This window comes from Sinorhizobium fredii NGR234 (genome assembly GCF_000018545.1).
Lineage (GTDB): Bacteria > Pseudomonadota > Alphaproteobacteria > Rhizobiales > Rhizobiaceae > Sinorhizobium > Sinorhizobium fredii_A.
Map to the genome: position 1 here is coordinate 3,398,385 of NC_012587.1, position 22,700 is coordinate 3,421,084.

The following is a 22,700-nucleotide window of genomic DNA, read 5'->3' on the forward strand; positions in this document are numbered from 1 at the left end:
GCCCGCCCGACAAATGCAAGGGAAGCCATGACTTTCGCCTCGATGCCAATGATCCGCCGCCTGGCCCTGACGATAGGGCTTCTCGGTGCCATTGGCGGCACGGCGGCGGCAGACAACGGCAAGGCGTTCAAGGGTGTCGTCGAACTCTTCACCAGCCAGGGCTGTTCTTCCTGTCCGCCGGCCGACGCCGCACTGAAGAAACTCATCGACGACGGCGACGTCGTGGCGCTCGCCTATCACGTCGACTACTGGAACTATCTCGGCTGGACCGACACGCTCGCCACCAAGGAGAACACCGAGCGGCAATACGCCTATGCCCGGATGCTTGGCCGAAGCGGCGTCTACACGCCCCAGGTGGTCCTGAACGGCCGTGACCACATGAATGGCTCCGACCTGCAGGCGATCAAGACCCGTCTGACGACGATGAGCGCCAGCGGCGGCGGCCTCGCCGTGCCGGTCGATGCCTCGATGGGTGGCGAGGAAATTTCCATCAGGGTCGGCGCCGGCGAGGGCAAGGCGAATGTCGTCGTCGTCTATTTCGACCGGGCCCGGGAGGTCAAAGTCGAAAGAGGCGAAAACAAAGGCAAGGAGATCGCCTACTGGCACGCGGTCAAGGATATCCAGACCATCGGCATGTGGGACGGCCAGCCCGCCCAGTTCACGCTGCCCGCCTCGGTGCTGATCGAGGGGCGCGGCAACAGCGGCTGTGCCATCCTGCTGCAGTCGATGAAGGATGCGGAAACGCCGGGCCCGATCATCGGCGCCGCAACCCTGCTCGCCGGCCCGCAGGGCAAGCTTTAGACGATACGGGTGGGAAAGACGCCCTGGCGATTGGCTAGAGGAATGGTTCGGCCCGGCAGCATCGAGGGGCTGGGGCTGAGGGTTCGAAGTTACCGGACCGAACCGGCCATGACCGCGTTTGGAAACCTCCCGCAGCATGACAACCTGTCCGGACATACGGTGGCAACGACTCTGTCCGGCAGCGGTCGGAGTTTTGCGGTGAATTGGGGCGGCGATTTGACTGAATTGCGGCAAGGGCAAGAATTGCCCGCCTTACCAACAGCTTCCGGCTTGCTTTTCGTCTCCCGTCAGGCACACTGTCATCGTCCTGTCACATCAGAAGGCCGAAATGCCGATGACCGATCAATCGGATTTGCCGGAGGGCGAAGCGCATCACCAGGGCCAGACCACCAACGTGGTCGTCGATTTTCACGAATACAAGCAAGCCAAAAATCCCCCGCCTATAACCTTCCATCGGCGCGAACTGGACATGATTCTGAGGCTCTACGGCCGCATGGTCGGCGAGGGCGAATGGCGCGACTATGCGATCGACCATATGCGGGACCGCGCCGTATTCTCGGTGTTCAAGCGCGCCGGGGAGGTCCCCCTCTACCGCATCGAGAAGAACCCGAAGCTCGCCGCCAAGCAGGGCGCCTACAGCGTGCTCAACGCCCACGGCACGATCCTGAAGCGCGGCCACGAGCTGACACAGGTCCTCAAGGTCTTCGACAAGGTGCTGAAGCTCGTCGAAACTTGAGTTAAGTTTCTGCGGCGGCGCTGTTTGCCCGTTCTGCCCCTCATCCGCCTACCGGCACCTTCTCCCCGCATGCGGGGAGAAGGTGCCGGTAGGCGGATGAGGGGCAGCGAACCGGACCACCCACTCAACTGCGATAGAGCGTATCCGGATAAACGCCCTCGGGAGGCAGGGTGTCCGTTCCCTCGCCGAGCGGAAGCTGCATGATCGCGGTGTCGAGCCAGCGCCCATGCTTGAAGCCGGTTGCCTTCATCGTCCCCTGGTGCGCAAAGCCGACGGCGCGATGAACCGCGATCGAGGCCGGATGGGCGCCGCCGATCACCGCCACCATCTGGCGGAAGCCGAGCGCCGTGGATCGCCTGACGAGTTCCTCGAGCAGCGCCCTGCCGATGCCTCGGCCGCGCGCTTCCGGCGCCAGATAGATCGAATCCTCCACCAGGAACCGATAGGCGGCACGGGTGCGGAATGCGAAGGCATAGGCGTAGCCGAGCACGATTCCCCGCTCATCCACGGCGGCGACATAGGGATAGCCGCTGCCGGTGATGGTCGAGAAGCGCAGCGCCATCTCCGCCTCGGAAGGCGGCGTCAGCTCATAGGTGGCGACCCCGTTCAGGACGGATTCGCGGTAGATCTCGGTGATTGCGGGAAGGTCGGCGGCGACGGCGTCGCGAAGCGTGAAAGTCATGGCAGGTTTCGTCGTTGCGATTGCCACAGCCTTCGCATGAAGCAACGCGATCGATCAAGATTCGCCGCAACAAAAAAGGCGGCCGAAGCCGCCTTCTTCGTCAATTCGGTCCCGACTACTCGTTCTTGTTGCCCATGAACTGCAGCAGGAACATGAACAGGTTGATGAAGTCGAGGTAGAGCGTCAGCGCGCCCATGATGGCCTTGCGGCCGGCAACGGCGACATCATCGGCCTCGAAGTACATTTCCTTGATCTTCTGCGTGTCGTAGGCGGTCAGGCCGGCGAAGACCAGGACACCAATGACGGAGATCGCGAAGCTAAGCGCCGAAGAGGCAAGGAAGATGTTGACGATCGACGCGATGATCAGGCCGAACAGGCCCATGATCAGGAACGTGCCGAAGCCCGACAGATCCTTCTTCGTCGTGTAGCCGTAAAGCGAGAGCGCCCCGAACGAGGCGGCCGTCACGAAGAACGTCTGCACGATGCTCTGCCCGGTGAAGACCAGGAAGATCGAGGACAACGAAAGGCCCATCAGCGCGGCGTAGATCCAGAACGTCGTCTGGGCGGCGGAAACGCTCATGGAGTTGATGCGGAAGCTCATGAAGAACACCAGCGCCAGAGGTGCCAGCATCACGACCCACTTCAGCGGCGAGGCGTAGATGAGCTGGGCGAATGCCGGATTGGAGACGGCAAGCGCATAGGTTCCGTAAGCTGCCACGCCGGTGATCGCCAGCCCCAGGGCCATCAGGTTGTATACCTTCAGCATGTAAGCGCGAAGGCCTTCATCGATCACGGCACCCGCCTGAGCGCCGGCGGGCGACATTCGGGTTTGGTAGTTTCTCAGATCAGCCATTGTTTCCTCTTTAAGCCCCGATTGGAACTACGGTGTCGGGCGGCAGGTGTCTGTGCCAGCGCACGCCCAGGCGCCGCTGCGGGGCTCCAGCATGCCTGTGGACAAATATGATGTTGAAAACCGCGCTGCACAAGACCTGGCCCCTTCGGATTCGCGCGAATCCGGGCGTTTGAGCGATCAAACAAGGGTGATTTACGGTTAATCGCCACCGCTACAGCTCGCGCAGGACCGGAGCGGCCTTCTGCCCGAGAATGCGCCAGGTTCCGGCAAGACCGATGCCGACGGTCACGACGAGGGCGACGGCGATCGTCGCGACGGCCACGTCCGGCAGAAAGCTCGAGGGCAGCGTCATGATCCGGCTGACGACGAACCAGGCGGCAACACCGCCGGCCAGCAGCGCGAAAACGGCGGTGGCCAGGCCGAGAATGAAGTATTCGTAGCTGAAGGCGCGGATCAGCGTTCCCCGCGTCGCCCCGAGGGTCTTCAGCACCACCGCGTCGTGGATGCGCGCCCGGTTTCCGGCGGCGAGCGCCCCGGCGAGAACGAGCACCGATGCGACCAGCGCCACGGCGGCGGCGGCGCGGATTGCCGTCGCGAGCTGGCCAAGCAGCGAATTGACGATATCGAGCGCGTCCTTGACGCGGACGCTGGTGATCGTCGGATAGGCATTGGTGACGGACTTCAACACCGCCGCCTCCTCGGCCGCCGTCGCATCCGGATCGATGATCGTCGCGAGCCACGCATGCGGCGCCCCGGCGAAAGTGTTCGGCGAGAACACCATGACGAAATTGATCGACAGCGATTCCCACTCGACATTGCGGAAATTGGCGATCCGGGCGGTGACATTGCGGCCGAGCACGTTGACCGTGACCGTGTCGCCGAGCTTCAGGCCAAGCTCGCCGGCTTCCTCCGCCGAGAAGGAGACAAGCGGCTCGCCGCTGTAATTCGCCGGCCACCAGGCGCCCTCGGTGAGCGTCGAATTCTCGGGCTTGTTCTTCGCATAGGTAATGCCGCGGTCGCCGCGAAGCACCCATTGCCCGCCGGGCGGCACGGTGCGGCTGTTCACGTCCTGACCGTTCAGCGCGACGATGCGACCGCGCAGCATCGGCACCTCGATGACCTTGCCCTTCGGCATGGCGTCGCCGAGCAGCGACCGGAAGCCGTCGATCTCGTGACCCTGGATATCGACGAAGAAGAAGTTGGGCGCGCGCTCGGCCATGTCGCCGGTCAGTTCGCGCCGCAGATTGCCGTCGATCAGCGCCAGCGTGACCAGAAGCGCCAGGCCCAGCCCGAGCGACAGGACCACCGACGGCGTCAGAGCACCGGGGCGGTGGATGTTGCCGATCGCCAGCCGGAGGGCCGGCGAGTGGACGTGCGGGCTGCGCCGCGCCAGCCAGCCGATCAGGAATGCCACGGCGCGCAGGACGACGAAGGCGAAGGCGATCGCGCCGAGGAAGATCAGCGAGATGTAGCGGTCATAGGCCGTCCAGACGGCGAGACCGGCGAGCACTGCCAGGCAGATGAGCGCGCCCGCGAGATAAGGCCAGGCGGGAAAACCGCTCGGCTCGAAACCCTGCTGGCGGAAAAGCGCCGTGGCCGGGATGCGGCGGGCCCGGCCGAGCGGCAGCACCGCAAAGGCAAGCGCCGTCAGGAAACCGAAGAGCGCCGCAAGGCCGAGTGCCGAGGGATAGAGCTCGAAGGCGGTCGAAACCGGCAGGACATCGGCCAGGAACTGGGCCGCCACGAACGGGATCAAGGCGCCGATGACGAGGCCGACGGCGATGCCGATCGACGCGATCATCAGGATCTGCGCGAGGTAGATCGTTGCCACCAGCGAAGCCGGCGCGCCGAGGCACTTGAAGGTGGCGATGACGCCGCGCTTGCCGTCGAGATAGGAGCGCACCGCATTGCCGACGCCGACGCCGCCGACGATCAGAGCCGTCAGCCCGACGAGTGTCAGGAACTGCGAGAAGCGGGTGATGTTGGCGTCGAGCGACGGGGCGGCGTTGCTGCTGGTGCGGATCGACCAGCCGGCCGCCGGGAAGCGGGACTGCGCCTCGGTCCGCACGGAGGCGACGCGCGACGGGTCGGCGAGCTTGAGCTTGTAGCTGTGCTCGACGAGGCTGCCGGTCTGCACCAGGCCGGAAGCGGCGAGCGCATCGGCCGACACCATCAGCCGCGGCGCGAAGCCGAAACCGTCGGAGAGCGCATCGGGCTCTCGGACGAGCGTGGCAATGATCCGGATCCGGGCGTTGCCGATGAGGACCTCCGTACCCGGGGCGATGCCGAGCCGATCGAGGAGCAGCGGCGCGGCGACGGCGCCGTACACGTCACCCTGTTTCGACAGCAGGTCGGAGAGCGGTTTTGCCGGCTCGCTTTCGAGCACGCCATAGAGCGGATAGGCGCTGTCGACCGCCTTCAGTTCCACCAGCGCCTGGTTCGATCCGTCCGGAAGGCGCGCCATGGAGCGCAGCCCGGCGGACGCCGAGACATCGCCGAGCCCGTCGAGGAAGGCACGCTCCTCGGAGGTCGCGACGCGGTTGTTGAGCTCGAAGCGGATGTCGCCGGCAAGGATCTCCTGACCCCGCGAGGCGATCGTCGCGCTGATCGACTGCGACAGCGAATTGACGCCGGCGATCGCCGCGGTGCCGAGCGCGATGCAGGCGAGAAAGATGTAGAAACCCTTGAGACCGCCGCGCATTTCCCGCAGCGCCAGGCGAAGGGCAAGAAGCGGTCGTAGCCTGCGGATGACGGTCGCCGCGCTCATGCCGATGCGGCCTCCTGGCGGGTCGGCTCGGTGAGAGGCGCGGCCTCGGCGCCCGAGACGATCTCGCCGGAGCGCACCCGCACCTGCCTTGTGCAGCGCCCGGCGAGTGCCGCGTCATGGGTGACGAGAATGAGCGTCATGCCGCGCTCGCGCTGCTCGGCAAAGAGCAGGTCGGCGATCTGCCGGCCCGTCTCGGCGTCGAGATTGCCGGTCGGCTCGTCGGCGATCAACAGTTTCGGCGACGGCGCCAGCGCCCTGGCGATCGCCACGCGCTGCTGCTCGCCACCGGAAAGCTGCCCCGGATAGTGCGTCAGCCGTTCGCCGAGCCCGACGGCGACAAGCTCCCGGCGAGCGATGTCGAAGGCGTCGCGGACATTGGCAAGCTCGAGCGGCACCGCGACATTTTCGAGCGCCGTCATGTTGGGGATGAGGTGGAAGGACTGGAAGACGATGCCGATATTGCGGCCGCGGAAATCGGCGATCTCGTCCTCGCTCATGCGGTGCAGCGCCGTGCCGTCGATGACGATCTCGCCGCCATCGAGCTGCTCCAGGCCGGCCATGACCATCAGCAGCGTCGATTTTCCCGAACCGGACGGCCCAACGATGCCGACGGATTCGCCGGCATCGACGGTCAGGCTCACGCCCTTCAGCACATGCACCGAGGCCGCCGCCTCTCCGAGGGTCAGGTCCGCATTTTTCAGTTCGATGATGGTTTTTGCCACGCGGAACGACCCTATATGAAAGACAGTGGAATGACGAAAAGATTGCCCGCCGATTTAGGAACGAACTTATGCGATTAAAAGATTTTCTGCCCTTTTTCTTCTGCCTGGCAATGACAATCGTGTTATCGGCGCCGGCCCGTGCCGAAAGCGTGAGTCTCGTCGGCTTCGGCGACAGCCTGATGGCCGGCTATCAGCTTCCGCCGGGGGATGCCTTTCCCGCCCGGCTCGAAAAGGCGCTCAAGGACAAGGGTTTTGATGTCACCATCGCCAATGCGGGGGTTTCGGGCGATACGACGTCCAGCGGACTTGCCCGCATAGACTGGTCGGTACCGGGCGGGACGAAAGGCGTGATTCTCGAGCTCGGCGCCAATGACGCGCTGCGCGGCATCCCGCCCGAAGAAACCGCCAAGAACCTGGAGGCGATGATCCTGCGGCTCAAGGAGCGCGGTGTCGCCGTGCTGCTGGCCGGCATGATGGCGCCGCCGAACATGGGCGCCGACTACGCGGCCCGGTTCAATTCGATTTATTCCGGCCTTGCGAGGGAACACAACCTCGCCTTTTACCCTTTCTTCCTCGACGGCGTCGTGACCAAGGCGGGGCTGCAACTCGAAGACGGCATGCATCCGAACGGCGATGGTATCGCCATAATGGTGGAGCGCTTTCTTCCGACGGCCGAGCAATTCGTCCGGTCGCTTCAGAAAGGAGAGTGACACAACATCCACAAATTAAGCAGGCGTTAATATCTGAACCCGCCAAATAACTGTTGCGTGCAGAGTCGATGCGTGATTCGCTAAGACATCTGCAAGAGATTCGGGGAGCTCGCCATGCCGAGACTATTCACCGCCCTCGAAATTCCGCGCAATGCAGCAATGAGCCTTTCACTGCTGCGCGGAGGTCTTCCCGGAGCTCGATGGATCGATGTGGAGAACTACCACATCACCCTGCGTTTCATCGGCGACGTCGACTGGCGCACCGCCAATGAGATCATCGACGGGCTCGACCGCATCGAACGGCCCGAATTCCAGCTTCAACTGACCGGCACCGGCGCCTTCGGCTCCAAAAAACCGCATTCGGTCTGGGCCGGCGTCAGCAACAATCCGGACATGTTCGCGCTGCAGGCGGAAATCGAGCGCATCTGCCAGCGTCTCGGCCTGCCGCCGGACCCGCGAAAGTTCACGCCGCACGTGACGCTGGCGCGACTACGCGCCTCACGTGTCGACGATGTTGTCGAATATCTATCGGGGCGCGGCAATTTCATGACCGCGCCCTTTATCGTTCCGCGCTTCGTCCTGCTGTCCTCACGCGACTCGGTCGGCGGCGGGCCCTATCTGACGGAAGAGGTGTTCCCGCTTTACGAAGGGCCCTCAAGCTTCGCAAGCAGCGAGGAGCAACCGGCCTCCAACGTCTGGTAAAGCGCCTCGAAGGCATCTGCCGGCTCGTAGTAGGGATCCGGAACGTCGTCGTTCCGGCCCGTGGCGAATTTCATGAAGAGATGCACCTTGTGGGCCGTTTCCGGCGAGGCGAAACTCGACAGCTCGCTGGCGTTGTGGCGGTCCATGCAGAGGATGAGGTCGAAACGGACAAAATCCGCCGCGTCGATCTGGCGGCCGCGCAAATCCGTGATGTCGATGCCGTGGGCCTTGGCGACCGCGATCGAGCGCCGGTCGGGCGGATGGCCGATATGCCATGCGCCGATGCCGGCGGAATCGACCGAGACCACGTCGCCACAACCGGCGCGGCTTGCCAGCTCGCGCATCACCCCCTCGGCCAGAGGGGACCGGCAGATATTGCCGAGACAAACGAAGAGAATTCTGACGGGTTTCATGGTATCCATTGGCATATAGGCGACCTGCATTCAGGGAGCGCGACCGCTCGTCCATCGCGGCATGGTTAGACCGAATTGGCCAGGGAGAAAACCGCATGAGGCCCGAAAAGCTCGATGCCGAAGCCATCGCCGAACAGCTGCACAGGATGGAAGGCTGGGTTCTCGCCGAGGACGGCGCCTCGATCTGGAAGGCGTTCCGCTTCCGCAATTTCGCCGAAGCCTTCAGCTTTATGACGCAATGCGCCCTTGCGGCGGAGAAGCTCAACCATCACCCGGAATGGTTCAATGTCTACAACAAGGTGGATGTGACGCTGTCGACGCACGATGCCAGCGGGCTGACGGAGCTCGACTTCAAGCTGGCGGCGAAAATGGATCAGGCGGCCGCCGGCCGGATGCCAGACCATTTGAAATAGGCCATTTGAAGTAGCGCCATTTGAAATAGCACCCCGCCCATCCCATATCGAGCTTCGGCGAAAGGCGGAACGGACGCGATGGACGATATCAAGATCGGTGAGATCCTTCTTCCCGGCGAGGAATCCGAACAGGAGCGCCGCGAGCGCAAGGTGCGCCGCAGCTTCTGGCCGACCTTCCGCCGGGCCGTGCGCCAGGTCCCCTTCAGCCGCGACCTCGTCGCCGCCTATTATTGCGCGGTGGACCCGCAGACGCCGACGCGCACCCGCGGCATTTTGCTCGCCGCACTCGCCTATTTCGTCCTGCCGCTCGATTTCGTGCCCGACGTGCTCGCCGCCGTCGGCTTCTCCGACGACGTCGCCGTGCTGACTGCGGCCTTTGCGGCGATCAGCGGCCAGATCAAGGAAACGCACTATCGCAGGGCCGACGAGACCATTGGCGATCGCCCCGGCGAATAGCGACGGCGAGCATCGCCGCATCGCCGCCCGCAACGACAAACTCTTGCCCGATTCTTTGTGACATAGATTCCGGAAACGTGACCGCTGCGAGCAGAAAAGGCAGCAGGACGGCGCGTCCGACGAGATTTGAGACAGGATAACCACCGGGCAGGTCCTCCAGTACCGACGTTCGACCGAACCGGCAGGTCCGCACGAAAGAACCGCAATGCCCCAGAATGGCCAATGCTGTACGGGCTACGATCGGTCCGCCTCCCGGGGAGCAGGCGACGCCATTGCGGCGTTCGTTGACGGATTGGTAACCTGAATTAAGTCAAAATATATTCAAATCGTGTCTATGCAGTGCCCGTGAAAGCCTGGTTCGGGCAACCGCAAGCTAGAAAATCGGCAGGAACACATGTTTGCAAGAAAGATCGCAACTGCAATCGCACTCGTACTGGCGGCAGCCGGCGCAGCTTCCGCGCAATCGCCGACGCGAATCCAGCAGTTCAACGCCTGGGGCGCCTACTCCTACCAGTCCGGCGGCGGCAAGGTCTGCTACGTTCTCTCCATCCCCAAGGAGAAGACTCCTGCCGGTGTCGACCACGGCGACATCTTCTTCCTCGTCTCGCAGCGCCCGGGGCAGAACATCAGCTATGAACCGCAGGCGATGATGGGGTATCAGCTGCAGGACAACTCCAAGGTCAATGTCGTTATCGACGGACGCACCTTCGTGATGTTCACCAAAGGCAACTCGGCCTGGGTGGAAAATGCCGCGGAAGAGCCGGCGCTGGTCGCCGCCATGAAGTCCGGCAAGGACATGTCGGTCAACGCGAAGTCCCGCAAGGGGACGGCAACGTCCTACTCCTATTCGCTCTCCGGCATCTCGGCTGCCCTGAAGCAGATCGAGGCCTGCAAGTAAGCCGCGATAGTGCTTGTCGATCGCCAAGGCCGGCCGCTGCGCCGGCCTTTTTGCTTTCCGGTGACGCGCTCATGGTGACTCGCCGCCGAAAGAATGCTAAAGCGCCGGCAATTCAGAGCCCTGCGCCCCTTCGAGCGCGCACCGAGGCTCGCCCATACTTCAATTCGAGCATCGGAAGATGATCCGGAGACGCACTCCGGACAGGCCCCGCTCCATGACAGGACCACGAGCATGCCAGCCACTGAGATCTTGAACAGGGCGGACATCGTCAAGGCGCCGCAGGTGCGGCCTCAGCCGCAAACGGAAAAGCCGTCGCTGATCGGCCTGTTGCGCGAGGACATGGCCAAGCTCCTGGTCGAAAAGGGCGTGCCTGAGCGGCAGGTCAAGATGCGCGTCAGCCAGCTCTGGCACTGGCTCTATGTCCGCGGCGTCTCGGACTTCGACCAGATGTCGAACGTATCGAAGGACATGCGCGAGATGCTCAAGGAGCATTTCACCGTGGCCCGGCCGGAGATCGTCGAGGAGCAGGTTTCGGGCGACGGCACCCGCAAGTGGCTGCTGCGTTTCCCGCCGCGCGGCGCCGGCCGGCCGGTCGAGATCGAGACCGTCTATATCCCGGAGGAAGGCCGCGGCACGCTCTGCATCTCGAGCCAAGTCGGCTGCACGCTCACCTGTTCCTTCTGCCACACCGGCACGCAGAAGCTGGTGCGCAACCTGACGGCCGAGGAGATCCTCGCGCAGCTTCTGCTCGCCCGCGACCGGCTTGGCGACTTCCCCGAGCGCGACACGCCGCAGGGGGCGATCGTGCCGGCCGAGGGCCGCAAGATCACCAATATCGTCATGATGGGCATGGGCGAGCCGCTCTACAATTTCGACAACGTCAAAACGGCGCTGCTGATCGCCTCGGACGGCGACGGCCTGTCGCTGTCGAAGCGGCGCATCACGCTCTCGACCTCGGGGATCGTTCCGGAGATCTACCGCACCGGCGAGGAGATCGGCGTCATGCTGGCGATCTCCCTGCATGCGGTGAATGACGAGCTGCGCGACATGCTGGTGCCGATCAACAAGAAATACCCGCTGAAGGAATTGATGGAGGCCTGCCGCGCCTATCCGGGCCTTTCCAACGCCCGCCGCATCACCTTCGAATATGTGATGCTGAAGGACGTCAACGACAGCCTGCAAGACGCCAAGGAACTGGTGAAGCTGTTGAAGGGCATTCCGGCGAAGATCAACCTGATCCCCTTCAATCCCTGGCCCGGCACGAACTACCAGTGTTCGGACTGGGAGCAGATCGAGGCCTTTGCCGATTTCATCAACCAGGCCGGCTACGCCTCGCCGATCCGCACCCCGCGCGGCCGCGACATCCTGGCCGCCTGCGGCCAGCTCAAGTCGGAATCGGAACGCATGCGCAAGGTCGACCGCCTCGCCTTCGAGGCGATGATGATCGCCAATCACGGCGAGGATTGAGGGGGTTTCTGCCCCTCATCCCGCTGCCGCGACCTTCTCCCCGCCTGCGGGGAGAAGCGGCATACCGCAATGACAGCGCTCCAATATGCGCCTTGAAGTACGGCCTGCTGTCATAAAGATGAGAGAACGGGGAGCGTCCCACTCGTCTCTTCTCCCCGCCTGCGGGGAGAAGATGCCGGCAGGCAGATGAGGGGCAAACGCCGCTCGGACTCGCGTTACCGCGACTGGGTCAGAAAGATCTTCACCGCAAACACCGAAAAGACCCCGGCGAAGCTGTAGTCGATCGCCCGCATCGCCCGCCTGTTGCGCTGCAGCCATGCCGCCAGCCAGTCGGCGGCGAGCACCACCAGCGCGTTGACCGGCATGCCGATGGCGATGAAGAAGAAGCCGAGGAACAGCAGCTTGCCGGTCACCGCCGGATCGTCGGCGCTGACGAATTGCGGCAGGAAGGTCATGAAGAAGATCACCACCTTAGGGTTGAGGATGTTCACCGAGAAGCCGGTGGCGATATTCGACAGGGCCGAGCCCTTCGCCTCGGCGACTTTCGTCACCGACAGGCTCGACCCGTAGCGGATCGCCTGGATCGCCAGCCACAGAAGATAGGCGGCACCGCCGGTCTTCAGGACCAGGAAGGCTGTCGGCGAGGCGGTGATCAACGCCGAGATGCCGAAGGCGACGAGCAGCGTGTGGACGACGATGCCAAGCCCGGTGCCGACCACGACGAAGAGGGCCGCCTTCTTGCCCTGCGCCAGCGCCCGGCTGATGGAGAGGGTCATGTCGGGGCCCGGTGTCGCGGCGAGCAGCAGGCTGGCGGCGGCAAAGGCGAGGAGTGTCGGCAGGCTGGGGACGAATTCCATGGCGTTTTCCCGGTCGGTGATCCTTGGTGATACCGCCGGGCACGCGCTTTTGCCAGCCGATTCATGCATACGACGCTGGTTCCGCTTGTATCGCTTCAAGTTCTGGCTAAAGTGCCGCAGATTTTGCACGGCGGCTTCGCCGCCCCGAAAAGCACGGACAGACATCATGGCATCGCACAAAGACGTGAAGAAGGTCGTTCTCGCCTATTCCGGCGGTCTCGACACCTCGATCATCCTCAAGTGGCTGCAGACGGAGCTGGGCGCCGAAGTGGTGACCTTCACCGCCGACCTCGGCCAGGGCGAGGAGCTGGAGCCGGCCCGCAAGAAGGCCGAGATGCTCGGCATCAAGGAGATCTACATCGAGGACGTCCGCGAGGAATTCGTGCGTGACTTCGTCTTCCCGATGTTCCGTGCCAATGCGGTCTATGAAGGCGTCTACCTGCTCGGCACCTCGATCGCCCGCCCGCTGATTTCCAAGCACCTGATCGACATCGCCCGGAAGACCGGAGCCGACGCGATCGCCCATGGCGCAACCGGCAAGGGCAACGACCAGGTGCGCTTCGAACTCTCGGCCTATGCTCTGAATCCGGATATCAAGATCATCGCCCCGTGGCGCGACTGGTCGTTCAAGAGCCGCACCGACCTGCTCGAATTCGCCGAGAAGCACCAGATCCCGGTCGCCAAGGACAAGAAGGGCGAGGCGCCCTTCTCCGTCGACGCCAACCTCTTGCACTCCTCGTCGGAAGGCAAGGTCTTGGAGGACCCGGCCCAGGAGGCGCCGGAATATGTGCATATGCGCACGATCTCTCCGGAGGCCGCGCCGGATCAGGCGACCGTCATCAAGATCGGCTTCGAGCGCGGTGACGCGGTTTCGATCAACGGCGTGCGTCTGTCGCCGGCGACGCTGCTCGCCAAGCTCAACGACTACGGCCGCGACAACGGCATCGGCCGCCTCGACCTCGTCGAGAACCGCTTCGTCGGCATGAAGTCGCGCGGCGTCTACGAGACCCCCGGCGGCACGATCCTGCTCGCCGCCCACCGCGCCATCGAGAGCATCACGCTCGACCGCGGCGCCGCGCACCTCAAGGACGAGCTGATGCCGCGATATGCGGAGCTCATCTATTACGGCTTCTGGTTCTCGCCGGAGCGCGAAATGCTGCAGGCGGCGATCGACAGGAGCCAGGAACATGTCGAAGGCGAAGTGACGCTGAAGCTCTATAAGGGCAACGTCATGGTCATCGGCCGCGAGAGCGACAAGTCGCTCTATTCCGACAAGCTGGTCACCTTCGAGGACGACCAGGGCGCCTACGACCAGAAGGATGCCGCCGGCTTTATCAAGCTCAACGCGCTGCGCCTGCGCACGCTTGCCGCGCGCAACCGTTAAAGGTCGCCTTTTCAGATGGAAGCCGCGGCGGAGCGATCTGCCGCGGCTTTTCGTTGCGGCTATTCTGCCGCCTCCCGCAACGCCTCCTCGGAGGAGGCCGGCACCGTCAAGGGGCGCAGCCGGACGGTCCGGCAATACCACACATAGCTTGCTATGGAAATGACGCCGAACCCCGGGATGATCGTTCCGAGCGCCAGCGCCGGGGCGCCGACCAGGGCCGCCAACGCGCCGCCGAGGAGACCGGAGCCCATCTGGATGAAGCCCATCATCGCCGATGCGGTGCCGGCGATATGCGGGAAGGGCGCCATCGCCGCGGTCATCATGTAGGGCATGACGAAGGCGATGCCGAAAGCATAGAGGCCGATCGGGACCATCACCGCGAGAAAGCTCGGGCTCAGCGCATGCATGGTGAAGGCAAGAATGAGGCTCGCCATGCCGATGAAATTCAATCCGGCCGGCACCAGCGCCTGCGGCGTAAAGCGCCGCATCAAGAGCCGCACGGTCACCGTGCCGGAAAAGAACAGGCCGGACTGCATCAGCATGCCGACACCGAATTCCGTCGGCGTCAGCCCGACTTCGCTGATCAGCACGAAGGGTAGCATGGTCGCCCAGGCATAGAGCGCGCCGACCGCCCCGGCGATCACCAGCGTCGACGAGACGAAGCGGCTGTCCGACAGCAACTCGCGATAGGCGGCAAGGATGGGCTTGAGGTGCCCCTTGCCGCGGTCCGGCGTCACCGTCTCGGCCATGAAGAACTGTACGGTGAAACAGGCCATCGCCGCGAAGCCGACCATCAGGAAGAAGATCGACTGCCAGCCGAAAAGGCCGAGGGCGATGCCGCCGAGCGTCGGCGAGACCGCCGGTCCTAGCGCCAGCATCATGCCGATCATGTTCATGATGCGGGCGGCCGTGGTGCCGGTGAACTGGTCGCGGACGATGGCGCGCGCCACCGTCATGCCGACCGAGGCGCCGATCCCCTGCACGAGCCGGCCGGCCAGCAGCACCGCGACCGATGGGGCAAAGGCGGCCATCAGGCTGCCGGCGAGATAGATCGCCATGAAGATCAGCGTCGCCGGGCGCCGGCCGATGACGTCGGAGAGCGTGCCGGAAACGAGCTGGGCGAAGGCGAAGCCGCCGAAATAGAGCGACAGCGTCATCTTGATCGCCGCTTCGCTCGAGGCAAAGGCGCGAACGAGCTCCGGCATTGCCGGCGTATAGAGCGCCATGGAGACGGGCCCGAGCGCCACCAGGAAGGCGCCGATGATGCTCGTGCGCCGTTCGCTCATCCGCAACGTCATTCCGCCGCCCCCTTCTCCTTGCCGGCGAGACAAGGGTCGAGGCGGCGAAGGTTGTCGCGCAGGATGCGAAGATTGGCGCGCAGCAGCTCCCGTCCCTCGTCGCCAAGGCCGTCGGTGTAGGCGTTCATCATCTCGCGAAGCCCAACGATCAGCTCGGAAAGCAGCGGATCGGCCTTGTCGGTGATGACGACATTCTTGGCGCGGCGGTCGGCCGGGTCGGGCAGACGCGCCACGAGCCCGAGCGCCTCGAGGCGATCGAGATAGGCCGAAAGCGTCATCGGCTCGATCCCCATACGGGTGGCGATTTCCGCCTGCTTGATGCCCTCCGTCATGGCCACCTGCATCAGCGTGCGCGCCTCGCCCGGTGTGATTCCGAGCGCCATCGCATTGACCTTGCGGTCGAAGGCACCGCGCAGCAGCCGCGAGACATCGGTGAGCAGCAATCCGATCGTGTCGGATTCGAGTTTTCTGGGCATCTGGATCGTTCACAGGGAAAATAATAAGGTTTCCTTATCATATTCCGGTGAAGCGTTCAACACGAGCTGGATGCCTCAGCCCTCGAGCTCCTCGCGCAGCATTTCGAGCTCCAGCCACTCCTCCTCCATGCGCGCCAGACCCTCTTTCAGCTTTTCGAGTTCGGCGGCCAGTTTGGCGAAACCGTTGGGATCGCGGGAAAAGAGAGCGGGATCGTGCATCTTCTCTTCGCGCTTGGCGATCTCGGCCTCGGCCTTGGCGATCTCCTTCGGCAAGGTCTCCAATGCGAATTTCTGCTTGTAGGAGAGTTTGCCCTTGGCCTTCTGCGGCTCGGCTGCTTCGCCGGGCGCATCGCTCGTTTTGGCCCGCTCGGACTTTTCGGCCTTGCGTCGCTCCTCGATCGCGCCGCGGCGCTGTGCCATCATGTCGGAATAGCCGCCAGCATATTCGATCCAGCGGCCGTCCGGGGCTTCCGGATTGGCCGGCGCGATGGTCGAGGTCACGGTGCGGTCAAGAAAATCGCGGTCGTGGCTGACGAGGATGACCGTTCCGGCAAAGCCGGCGACGATCTCCTGCAAGAGGTCGAGCGTCTCGATGTCGAGATCGTTGGTCGGCTCGTCGAGGATCAGCAGGTTGGTGGGCCGCGCCAGGATGCGGGCAAGGATCAGCCGGGCCCGCTCGCCGCCGGAAAGCTCGCTGATCGGCGTGCGCGCCTGCTCCGGCTGGAAGAGGAATTCCTTCATGTAGCCGGTGACGTGGCGCTGTTCGCCGTTGACGAGAAGCGTCTCGCCCCGCCCGTCGGTCAAGTAAAGCGCCAGCGTCTCGTCGAGGTTCAGATCCTCGCGCTTCTGGTCGAGCGTGGCGATCTCAAGGTTTGTGCCGAGCTTCACCGTCCCCGAATCCGGCGCGAGCTGCCCGGTCAAGAGCTTGAGCAGCGTCGTCTTGCCGGCGCCGTTCGGGCCGACGAGGCCAATCCGGTCGCCGCGATGGACGCGGATCGAGAAGGGCGCGACGATCGTCCGATCGCCATAGGCATTGGTGATCTTTTCCGCCTCGATGACCAGCTTGCCGGATTCCCTGGCATCGGCGACGGTTGCCTGGATCGTGCCCTGCGGCCCCTTGTGGCCGCGATAGCGGGCCCGCATGTCCTGCAACTCGCCGAGCCGGCGCATGTTGCGCTTGCGCCGCGCCGTGACGCCGTAGCGCAGCCAGTGCTCCTCGCGCTCGATCGCCTTGCCGAGCTTGTGCTGTTCGAGTTCTTCCGCCTCCAGCACCTCGTCGCGCCAGGCCTCGAAATGGGCAAAGCCCCGGTCGAGCCGGCGCGACTGGCCGCGATCGAGCCAAACGGTGGCCGTCGAGACCTGCTCGAGAAAACGCCGGTCGTGCGAGATCAGCACGAGGGCCGAGCGGCTGCGGGTCAGCTCGTCTTCCAGCCACTCGATGGTCGGCAGGTCGAGATGGTTGGTCGGCTCGTCGAGAAGCAGGATATCCGGCTCCGGCGCCAGAACGCGGGCGAGTGCGGCGCGCCGCGCCTCGCCGCCGGAAAGCCGCTTCGGATCCTCCTCGCCGGTCAGGCCCAGATGCTGCAGCAGGTAGGTGACGCGGTAGTGGTCGTCGCCGGGTCCGAGACCCGCATCGGCATAGGCCTGCACCGTATCGTAGCCGTCAAAATCCGGGGCCTGGTGAAGATAGCGGATCGTCACCGAGGGATGCCGGAAGATCTCGCCGGACTGCGGCTCGGCAAGGCCCGCGGCGATCTTCATCAGCGTCGACTTGCCGGAGCCGTTGCGGCCGACGAGGCAGATGCGGTCGCCGGGCTCCACCTGCAGGTTGGCGCCGGCGAGAAGCGGCGTGCCGCCGAAGGTCAGGAAGATATCGTCAAGCTTCAGGATGGGGGGCGCCAAGGCGTCAGGCTCCGGAAAGATCATAGGGCCGTGCGAGAACCACCGCCCGGCCGGATTTCAGGGAAAAGCGAACCGGACCTTCCGCGACATTGGAAATCGTCCGGGAGGAGCCGAAGGGCAGCGCGAAGTCGTCGAGCGGATAGCGGGCATTTCCGATCGACAGGCCGGAAAGCGCGGTGAAGCCGAGGACCGAGAACAGGCTGCCCTTCGGCAGGTCGATCTCATGGGTGCCCGGCATCAGCGCGTAGGCTTCCTCCTCGCCGGAGGTCATGAAGGCGGCATGCCCCTCTTCCGCGAGCGCCGCGAGCTGCAAGAGATGCAGGAAGGCATGGTCGCTGCGGGTGCCGCCGAGTGCCCCGGCGAAGATCAACGCGGTCGCGCCCCGCGCAATCGCGGCCTCGACGGCGAGTTCGCCATCGGTGGCGTTCTTGGCAGCCGGATAATTTTCCCGCGGGACCTCGGCGAAGTCCGCCAGCAGCGCTTCGTCGGTCGAGTCGAAATCGCCGACCCAGAGATCCGGCACGACGCCCAATGTCTTCGCATGCCGCATGCCGCCGTCGGCCGCGATGAACCGGCTGCCGGAAAGCTGCGCCGCCAGCCGCGCCGTGAGGGTCAGCGCGCCGCCGAGAAGAATGGTGTAGGTCGATCGGGTCATGGCTGAAGCCCATAGCGCAAAGCGGCTCCCAAGGAAAAGGGCAGAACGCCTTTTCGGAACCCGTCACCGCCATTTGGCCAACGCGACGTGCGCGGATCAGGTTCCCGTTTCGTCCGGCGAAAGCATGTCCGCATAGATGCCGGGCGTCGAATCCGGAATTTCCACCGCCCCGACGGCCCGCGCATAAAAATCCGCCGGGCCAACGCCGCCGATGATCGCATAGGCATAGCCGGCAGCGCGCATGGCGGAGAGACTTTCGAAGAGCAGGGCCTCGCCTATGCCGCGGCCGCGCCTCGCTTCGTCGACGCCCGTCGGACCGAAGAAGCCGAGCGCCGTGACGTCGTGGCAGGCAAAGCCCGAAAGTTCTCCCTTGCAGAGCGCGATATGGATCCGCGTCGGCGTCGACGAAAGGGCCGCCTCCGCCTCGCCGGCCCAGAGGGAACCGAACCGTTCCTCGATCCAGGCGACGACGGTCCTGCGTTCGGCCGCGAGGGCTCGGCGAATGGTGACGTCGGTACCGAGCCGGGAAGCGCGGCCCTCGGGCAAGGCATAGAGGCGAACGAGCATATCCGGCATGAAATGGCCTCGCTTGGCGAACAAAACCCCGCCGCCGTTGTTTGTAATCCAGAGCTTTCCGGCTTCCGGAAACCCTTGATAGCGCAGGCGGCGCCTGGGGCCAATGCTCGGCCGAAACTCCGCTTGCCTTGGCCGCCGCCGGAAGCTAAATCTTGGCTGCTCTAACGGGGTGCCTGAGGCCGCTTGCGGTCCCATGGCTGAGAGGCTTCGAGCCAACCCGCGGAACCTGATCCGGCTCGTACCGGCGGAGGGATTAGAAGCGATCGGAACGATACGCGCTTTTCCCGTACAACATCAACACAGGGAGAGGTGCCCATCATGTCCAGTTCACGCCATCGCAAGATCCTTAGCCGGCTCGCCATCGCAACTCTGGCTGCAGCCGCATTTTCGGCGAACACTGAGGCCGCGGAAAAAACGCTGACGATCTACACCTATGAGAGCTTCATCACCGAATGGGGACCGGGCGCCAAGGTCGCCGAAGCCTTCGAAAAGACCTGCGACTGCAAGGTAAATTATGTCGGCGTCGCCGACGGCGTCGAGCTGCTGACGCGGCTGAAGCTCGAAGGCGAGGGGTCGAAGGCCGATGTCGTCGTCGGCCTCGACACCAACCTCGTCGCCGAGGCGAAGGCCACCGGCTATTTTGCCCCGCATGGCGTCGATACCAAGGACGTGAAGGTTCCCGGCGGCTTTTCCGACGACACCTTCGTTCCCTATGACTACGGCCATTTCGCCGTGATTTACGACACCGAAACCCTGAAGAACCCGCCGAAGAGCCTGAAGGAGCTGGTCGAGGGCGATCCTGCACAGAAGATCGTCATCGAGGATCCCCGCACCTCGACGCCCGGCCTTGGGCTGCTTCTCTGGGTGAAATCGGTCTATGGCGACAAGGCCGGCGAGGCCTGGGCCAAGCTCAAGGAGCGCGTGTTGACGGTGACCCCGGGCTGGTCGGAGGCCTATGGCCTGTTCACCAAGGGCGAGGCGCCGATGGTGCTCTCCTACACCACCTCTCCCGCCTACCACATGGTGGCGGAAGGAACCGACCGTTATCAAGCCGCGCCCTTCGCCGAGGGTCACTACATCCAGATCGAAGTGGCCGGCCTAACGAAGAACGCCAAGGAGCCCGAACTCGCTCGCACGTTCCTCGCCTTCATGACGGGCTCGGAATTCCAGTCGATCATCCCGACCACCAACTGGATGATGCCAGTCGGCGCCACCAAGGAACCGCTGCCGGAGGCCTTCGGCAAGCTCGTCAATCCGCAAAAGACATTCCTCTTGCCTTCGGAAGAGGTGGCCGCCAACCGCAAGGCCTGGATCGACGAATGGCTGGCCGCGATGAGCAAGAACTGAGGCCGGCTTGATTGACGCCAGCGAAAACAGGACGACGATCGCCGCCGCGGCCCTCTGCCTCGGCGGCATCCTGCTTTTCGTCGGCCTGGCAGCCGCCGCGCTGCTCGCCCAGTCCGGCGAGGGCGGCGCCAACGGGCTGTTCGACGCCTATATCTGGCGCGTCACCCGCTTCACCCTGCTGCAAGCCGGCCTCTCGACCGGCCTGTCGATCCTTTTCGCCATACCCGTCTCGCGCGCCCTGGCACGCCGCACATCCTTCCCGGGCCGGATCTGGATGTTGCGGCTGATGGCGCTGCCGCTCGGGCTGCCGGCTCTGGTTGCTGCGCTCGGCCTCATCGAGGTGTGGGGCCGGCGGGGCCTCTTGAACACTGCTCTGGCGGCAATGGGCGTTGAGCAGCCGATCAGCATCTACGGCCTGTTCGGCATCCTCATTGCCCATGTCTTCTTCAATATGCCCCTCGCGGCGCGGCTTATGCTTGCCGGCCTCGATCGCGTTCCGGCGGAATATTGGCGCAGCGCCGCCAATCTCGGCATGGGCTCGCTTGCCATCTTCCGCTTTATCGAATGGCCGGCGATCCGGGGTCTGTTGCCGGGCATTGCCGGCCTCATCTTCATGCTCTGTGCCACCAGCTTCACGCTGGTGTTGACGCTTGGCGGCGGCCCGGCGGCGAGCACGATCGAGGTGGCGATCTACCAGGCGCTACGCTTCGATTTCGACCCGCCCCGGGCGATCGCCCTGTCCGGCCTCCAGGTCGTGCTGACCGGAACGCTGCTTGTCGCGCTCAAATATCTCGCTCCGCCCCCCGAAGAAGGCACGACGAGCGGCAGAACGACCCGCCGTTTCGATGGTCTCAGCCGTGTGTCGCGCCTTACGGATGGCGCTTGGCTTATCCTTGCATTCCTCTTCGTCGGTCTGCCCTTCGCCGCCATCGCCGTTTCCGGAATTAAGGCGGATCTCGCCCGACTCGTCGGGGAGCCGGCGTTGCATCGGGCGCTCGCCACCAGCATCGCGATCGCCCTGCCCTCCGCCATCATCTCGGTTGCCATCGCCGCGCTGATGATCCACACGCAACGCCTGCTTATCGCCCGGCGACGCCCTGGAAGGCCGGTCCGCCTGTTTGCCGGTACGTTCAGCGCCAGCACCTCCTTCATCCTGCTCGCCCCGCCGGTCGTCCTCGGCGCCGGCTGGTTCCTGCTCTTGCGGCCCTTCGGCGACGTCGCCCGCTTCGCTCCCTTCGTCGTCATCGCCATCAATGCGCTGATGGCGCTGCCTTTCGTCCATCGCGTCCTTCAGCCGGCCATGGCGACCCATGCGGTGCGCACCGGGCGCCTCGCCGCCAGCCTCGGCATCGGCGGCTTCCATCGCCTGCGATGGATCGATTGGCCGGGGCTGCGCAAGCCGCTCTCGATGGCCTTCTCCTTTGCACTGGCGCTGTCGCTGGGCGATCTCGGCGCCGTCGCGCTGTTCGGTTCGCAGGATCTCGCGACCCTGCCCTGGCTGCTCTATAGCCGGATGGCCAGCTATCGCACCGCCGATGCGGCCGGGCTTGCCCTGATCCTGGGGCTTATCTGCCTGGCGCTCACCATGCTCGGCACCGCGGGAGAGAATGCGGAGGGACGACGCGGATGAGTTCGCTTGCCCTGTCGCTCAAGGACGTCAAGGTTCGTTTCGAAACGACGACGCTGGCGTTCGATTGCGCGGTTTCGGCCGGTCAGATCGTCGCGGTCATTGGCCCCTCCGGCTCGGGAAAATCGACGCTTTTCAACGTCATCGCCGGCTTCGAGACGCCGGAAGCGGGCGAAGTGCGAATCCTCGGCGAAGACACGGCCGGGCGCATGCCGGCGGATCGCCCGGTGTCCTTCATTTTCCAGGAAAACAATCTCTTCGCCCATCTCGATGTCGCGACCAATATCGGCCTCGGGATCAGCCCGTCGCTCAGCCTCGCCCCGTCCGATCGGCAAAGGATCGACGAGGCGCTGGGGCGGGTCGGGCTCGCCGGTTTTGGCAAGCGCTTGCCGCCGACGCTTTCCGGCGGCGAGCGCCAGCGGGTGGCGCTTGCCCGCGCGCTGGTGCGGCACCGGCCGCTATTGCTGCTCGACGAACCTTTCGCCGCGCTCGATCCTGGCATGCGCGCAGAGATGCGCGCCCTGCTGAGCGAGCTTCACGCCGAGGAAGGCAACACCATTCTGATGATCACGCATCATCCCGAAGACGTGAGGAGTCTCGCCGACAGCGTGCTTTTCCTCGACCAGGGGCGTATCGTCGCCCATGACGCTCTGGACCGCTTTCTGGCGCGGCGCGACCTTAAGGCGGTCAACCGGTTTCTCGGCAACGAGGAGGATCAGGTGAGGCAATGGCGTCCTTCGACCCGGTGATGGCAATCGATCGGGAGCGCGTCAGTATTTTTGAACAATGGGTGGTTCGCCACAATTTGACCGCCCCGTTGTGCGACGCGCGGAACGTCCGGCCGGGTGGCGCGTTACTCGCGCATCCGTTGCTGTGATACCACGGGGCAACTATTTCTACTGGGATCAGCTAGGCAGGCGGCGCTTAAATCGATACAGCAGGGTTATGGCTGAAAAAC

General features: G+C 64.3%; 23 protein-coding genes and 1 riboswitch. Of the genes, 12 read left to right on the forward strand and 11 right to left on the reverse strand.

All coding sequences use genetic code 11. The features are described from left to right. Window positions 1-27 precede the first annotated feature (27 nt). Together NGR_RS27320 and NGR_RS27325 are read left to right on the forward strand one after the other, a co-directional pair. Window positions 28-801 (forward strand): DUF1223 domain-containing protein, encoded by a 774-nt coding sequence (locus NGR_RS27320; protein WP_012709720.1) that lies wholly within the window; start codon window positions 28-30, stop codon window positions 799-801. Window positions 802-1,129: 328 nt separating this feature from the next. After that, entirely contained in the window at window positions 1,130-1,537 is a 408-nt protein-coding gene (locus tag NGR_RS27325; protein WP_012709721.1) for a DUF2794 domain-containing protein, read from the forward strand. 124 nt (window positions 1,538-1,661) lie between these two features. Here the strand turns inward: NGR_RS27325 and NGR_RS27330 are convergent, their stop codons facing one another. From NGR_RS27330 to NGR_RS27345, 4 genes are all read right to left on the reverse strand, one after another. Further along, a complete protein-coding gene (locus tag NGR_RS27330; RefSeq protein ID WP_012709722.1) occupies window positions 1,662-2,219 on the reverse strand; it encodes a GNAT family N-acetyltransferase in 558 nt (185 codons plus the stop codon). Window positions 2,220-2,334: 115 nt separating this feature from the next. Next, complete coding sequence (locus tag NGR_RS27335) at window positions 2,335-3,072, reverse strand: Bax inhibitor-1/YccA family protein (RefSeq protein WP_012709723.1); 738 nt, start codon at window positions 3,070-3,072, stop codon at window positions 2,335-2,337. A gap of 211 nt (window positions 3,073-3,283) precedes the next feature. Further along, window positions 3,284-5,839 (reverse strand): ABC transporter permease, encoded by a 2,556-nt coding sequence (locus NGR_RS27340; protein ID WP_012709724.1) that lies wholly within the window; start codon window positions 5,837-5,839, stop codon window positions 3,284-3,286. After that, window positions 5,836-6,561 carry an ABC transporter ATP-binding protein gene (locus tag NGR_RS27345; protein ID WP_012709725.1) on the reverse strand — a complete coding sequence of 242 codons (726 nt, stop codon included), beginning with the start codon at window positions 6,559-6,561 and terminating at the stop codon, window positions 5,836-5,838. Before NGR_RS27345 ends, NGR_RS27340 begins: the two co-directional genes overlap by 4 nt. Before the next feature lie 68 nt (window positions 6,562-6,629). Between NGR_RS27345 and NGR_RS27350 the strand changes: the two genes are divergently transcribed. Both NGR_RS27350 and thpR read left to right on the forward strand, forming a co-directional pair. Beyond that, window positions 6,630-7,271 (forward strand): arylesterase, encoded by a 642-nt coding sequence (locus NGR_RS27350; protein ID WP_012709726.1) that lies wholly within the window; start codon window positions 6,630-6,632, stop codon window positions 7,269-7,271. Between the two features lie 114 nt (window positions 7,272-7,385). Beyond that, complete coding sequence (thpR, locus tag NGR_RS27355; protein WP_012709727.1) at window positions 7,386-7,973, forward strand: RNA 2',3'-cyclic phosphodiesterase; 588 nt, start codon at window positions 7,386-7,388, stop codon at window positions 7,971-7,973. On the opposite strand, the gene NGR_RS27360 is transcribed toward thpR, so the two are convergent. Further along, window positions 7,913-8,386, reverse strand: a complete 474-nt coding sequence (locus NGR_RS27360) for a low molecular weight protein-tyrosine-phosphatase (RefSeq protein ID WP_164924525.1) — start codon at window positions 8,384-8,386, stop codon at window positions 7,913-7,915. The two genes, thpR and NGR_RS27360, sit on opposite strands and share 61 nt — an antisense overlap. Before the next feature lie 95 nt (window positions 8,387-8,481). On the opposite strand from NGR_RS27360, the gene NGR_RS27365 reads away from it, so the two are divergent. From NGR_RS27365 to rlmN, 4 genes are all read left to right on the forward strand, one after another. Then, window positions 8,482-8,799, forward strand: coding sequence for a 4a-hydroxytetrahydrobiopterin dehydratase (locus NGR_RS27365; RefSeq protein ID WP_012709729.1), 318 nt, complete (start codon window positions 8,482-8,484; stop codon window positions 8,797-8,799). Between the two features lie 78 nt (window positions 8,800-8,877). Next, window positions 8,878-9,255 carry a YkvA family protein gene (locus tag NGR_RS27370; RefSeq protein WP_012709730.1) on the forward strand — a complete coding sequence of 126 codons (378 nt, stop codon included), beginning with the start codon at window positions 8,878-8,880 and terminating at the stop codon, window positions 9,253-9,255. Between the two features lie 394 nt (window positions 9,256-9,649). Continuing rightward, window positions 9,650-10,153: an invasion associated locus B family protein gene (locus NGR_RS27375; protein ID WP_012709731.1), complete on the forward strand. Its 504-nt coding sequence runs from the start codon at window positions 9,650-9,652 to the stop codon at window positions 10,151-10,153. 231 nt (window positions 10,154-10,384) lie between these two features. Then, window positions 10,385-11,620: a 23S rRNA (adenine(2503)-C(2))-methyltransferase RlmN gene (gene rlmN / locus NGR_RS27380; protein WP_012709732.1), complete on the forward strand. Its 1,236-nt coding sequence runs from the start codon at window positions 10,385-10,387 to the stop codon at window positions 11,618-11,620. 215 nt (window positions 11,621-11,835) lie between these two features. Here rlmN and NGR_RS27385 read toward each other — a convergent pair whose 3' ends face one another. Beyond that, entirely contained in the window at window positions 11,836-12,477 is a 642-nt protein-coding gene (locus NGR_RS27385) for a LysE family translocator (RefSeq protein WP_164924526.1), read from the reverse strand. Between the two features lie 166 nt (window positions 12,478-12,643). Between NGR_RS27385 and NGR_RS27390 the strand changes: the two genes are divergently transcribed. Then, window positions 12,644-13,861 (forward strand): argininosuccinate synthase, encoded by a 1,218-nt coding sequence (locus NGR_RS27390; RefSeq protein WP_164924527.1) that lies wholly within the window; start codon window positions 12,644-12,646, stop codon window positions 13,859-13,861. 59 nt (window positions 13,862-13,920) lie between these two features. Here the strand turns inward: NGR_RS27390 and NGR_RS27395 are convergent, their stop codons facing one another. From NGR_RS27395 to NGR_RS27415, 5 genes are all read right to left on the reverse strand, one after another. Continuing rightward, window positions 13,921-15,159: a multidrug effflux MFS transporter gene (locus NGR_RS27395; protein ID WP_012709735.1), complete on the reverse strand. Its 1,239-nt coding sequence runs from the start codon at window positions 15,157-15,159 to the stop codon at window positions 13,921-13,923. Then, window positions 15,156-15,635 (reverse strand): MarR family winged helix-turn-helix transcriptional regulator, encoded by a 480-nt coding sequence (locus NGR_RS27400; RefSeq protein WP_012709736.1) that lies wholly within the window; start codon window positions 15,633-15,635, stop codon window positions 15,156-15,158. Before NGR_RS27400 ends, NGR_RS27395 begins: the two co-directional genes overlap by 4 nt. A gap of 75 nt (window positions 15,636-15,710) precedes the next feature. Beyond that, window positions 15,711-17,537, reverse strand: a complete 1,827-nt coding sequence (locus NGR_RS27405) for an ABC-F family ATP-binding cassette domain-containing protein (protein WP_164924528.1) — start codon at window positions 17,535-17,537, stop codon at window positions 15,711-15,713. Window positions 17,538-17,541: 4 nt separating this feature from the next. Further along, window positions 17,542-18,192, reverse strand: a complete 651-nt coding sequence (locus NGR_RS27410; RefSeq protein WP_012709738.1) for a thiamine diphosphokinase — start codon at window positions 18,190-18,192, stop codon at window positions 17,542-17,544. 96 nt (window positions 18,193-18,288) lie between these two features. Continuing rightward, window positions 18,289-18,768, reverse strand: a complete 480-nt coding sequence (locus NGR_RS27415; protein WP_012709739.1) for a GNAT family N-acetyltransferase — start codon at window positions 18,766-18,768, stop codon at window positions 18,289-18,291. 155 nt (window positions 18,769-18,923) lie between these two features. Next, window positions 18,924-19,038: riboswitch (TPP riboswitch) on the forward strand. 48 nt (window positions 19,039-19,086) lie between these two features. On the opposite strand from NGR_RS27415, the gene thiB reads away from it, so the two are divergent. Genes thiB through thiQ form a run of 3 tightly spaced genes read left to right on the forward strand, consistent with a single transcriptional unit; the run spans window position 19,087 to window position 22,491 of the window. Then, entirely contained in the window at window positions 19,087-20,115 is a 1,029-nt protein-coding gene (gene thiB, locus NGR_RS27420) for a thiamine ABC transporter substrate binding subunit (RefSeq protein WP_012709740.1), read from the forward strand. Window positions 20,116-20,122: 7 nt separating this feature from the next. Then, window positions 20,123-21,745 (forward strand): thiamine/thiamine pyrophosphate ABC transporter permease ThiP, encoded by a 1,623-nt coding sequence (gene thiP / locus NGR_RS27425; protein ID WP_012709741.1) that lies wholly within the window; start codon window positions 20,123-20,125, stop codon window positions 21,743-21,745. Next, complete coding sequence (thiQ, locus tag NGR_RS27430) at window positions 21,742-22,491, forward strand: thiamine ABC transporter ATP-binding protein (protein ID WP_012709742.1); 750 nt, start codon at window positions 21,742-21,744, stop codon at window positions 22,489-22,491. The genes thiP and thiQ overlap by 4 nt, the downstream gene beginning before the upstream one ends. Window positions 22,492-22,700: the final 209 nt, after the last annotated feature.

Coding starts and splice junctions, on each gene's coding strand:
- NGR_RS27320 (WP_012709720.1), top strand. CDS start 28: ATGACTTTCGCCTCGATGCCAATGATCCGCCGCCTGGCCCTGACGATA.
- NGR_RS27325 (WP_012709721.1), top strand. CDS start 1,130: ATGCCGATGACCGATCAATCGGATTTGCCGGAGGGCGAAGCGCATCAC.
- NGR_RS27330 (WP_012709722.1), bottom strand. CDS start 2,219: ATGACTTTCACGCTTCGCGACGCCGTCGCCGCCGACCTTCCCGCAATC.
- NGR_RS27335 (WP_012709723.1), bottom strand. CDS start 3,072: ATGGCTGATCTGAGAAACTACCAAACCCGAATGTCGCCCGCCGGCGCT.
- NGR_RS27340 (WP_012709724.1), bottom strand. CDS start 5,839: ATGAGCGCGGCGACCGTCATCCGCAGGCTACGACCGCTTCTTGCCCTT.
- NGR_RS27350 (WP_012709726.1), top strand. CDS start 6,630: ATGCGATTAAAAGATTTTCTGCCCTTTTTCTTCTGCCTGGCAATGACA.
- thpR (WP_012709727.1), top strand. CDS start 7,386: ATGCCGAGACTATTCACCGCCCTCGAAATTCCGCGCAATGCAGCAATG.
- NGR_RS27360 (WP_164924525.1), bottom strand. CDS start 8,386: ATGAAACCCGTCAGAATTCTCTTCGTTTGTCTCGGCAATATCTGCCGG.
- NGR_RS27365 (WP_012709729.1), top strand. CDS start 8,482: ATGAGGCCCGAAAAGCTCGATGCCGAAGCCATCGCCGAACAGCTGCAC.
- NGR_RS27370 (WP_012709730.1), top strand. CDS start 8,878: ATGGACGATATCAAGATCGGTGAGATCCTTCTTCCCGGCGAGGAATCC.
- NGR_RS27375 (WP_012709731.1), top strand. CDS start 9,650: ATGTTTGCAAGAAAGATCGCAACTGCAATCGCACTCGTACTGGCGGCA.
- rlmN (WP_012709732.1), top strand. CDS start 10,385: ATGCCAGCCACTGAGATCTTGAACAGGGCGGACATCGTCAAGGCGCCG.
- NGR_RS27385 (WP_164924526.1), bottom strand. CDS start 12,477: ATGGAATTCGTCCCCAGCCTGCCGACACTCCTCGCCTTTGCCGCCGCC.
- NGR_RS27390 (WP_164924527.1), top strand. CDS start 12,644: ATGGCATCGCACAAAGACGTGAAGAAGGTCGTTCTCGCCTATTCCGGC.
- NGR_RS27395 (WP_012709735.1), bottom strand. CDS start 15,159: ATGACGTTGCGGATGAGCGAACGGCGCACGAGCATCATCGGCGCCTTC.
- NGR_RS27400 (WP_012709736.1), bottom strand. CDS start 15,635: ATGCCCAGAAAACTCGAATCCGACACGATCGGATTGCTGCTCACCGAT.
- NGR_RS27410 (WP_012709738.1), bottom strand. CDS start 18,192: ATGACCCGATCGACCTACACCATTCTTCTCGGCGGCGCGCTGACCCTC.
- NGR_RS27415 (WP_012709739.1), bottom strand. CDS start 18,768: ATGCCGGATATGCTCGTTCGCCTCTATGCCTTGCCCGAGGGCCGCGCT.
- thiB (WP_012709740.1), top strand. CDS start 19,087: ATGTCCAGTTCACGCCATCGCAAGATCCTTAGCCGGCTCGCCATCGCA.
- thiQ (WP_012709742.1), top strand. CDS start 21,742: ATGAGTTCGCTTGCCCTGTCGCTCAAGGACGTCAAGGTTCGTTTCGAA.